This is a genomic window from Leptospira adleri (assembly GCF_002811985.1).
Classification (GTDB): Bacteria; Spirochaetota; Leptospiria; order Leptospirales; family Leptospiraceae; genus Leptospira; species Leptospira adleri.
On sequence record NZ_NPDU01000169.1, the window covers coordinates 1 to 547 of the forward strand.

Consider the following 547-nt stretch of genomic DNA (forward strand, 5'->3'; position numbering starts at 1 on the left):
GGCTCTCGGTGATATCCTCGACTCTCCGAACAGAAACTCCAGCGAGATACATCTCCATGAGAGCTTCTTCTACCGAACTCTCCCTTCGTTTGTATCGATCGATGATCGCCGACTCAAACGGAATTGTTCTAAGTTTCGGAACTTTTAACTTTACTTTTCCGGCTTTTGTTTCGAAGTTTCTATTATACGAACCCGCTCTTGTATCTACTCGATCCGGGTTTCTCTCATACCTTGAGGCTTTGCAGAGTTTATCCGCTTCCTCATCTAAGAGAGCGTTCAGCGTTTCTTCCACTGAGCCTCTTACGAGTTCGCTCAAGTCTTTCTTGAGCTGGGTCTCATCCACTTGAATTACTTTCAGGTGCGCTTTTTCTTCTTCTGCCCTCATTGGGGGGTTCTCCTTTTTTTGAATTTGATCGTTACAAACTCAATCGGCAAGGAGAGCCTTCTCATTCATTCTTAAATCTGCGAAATATTTTGGACGTTATCCAATTCCAATAATTCTTTCAACACATTGCTTGTAAGATGTCAATGCATCCGTAAATGGATT

General features: G+C 43.0%; 1 protein-coding gene. It reads right to left on the reverse strand.

Going from position 1 to position 547, the window contains the following annotated elements; all coding sequences use genetic code 11:
- Positions 1-385: transposase (locus CH376_RS23990; protein WP_207769131.1), on the reverse strand; the 385-nt coding region annotated here is incomplete at its 3' end.
- Positions 386-547 lie beyond the last annotated feature (162 nt).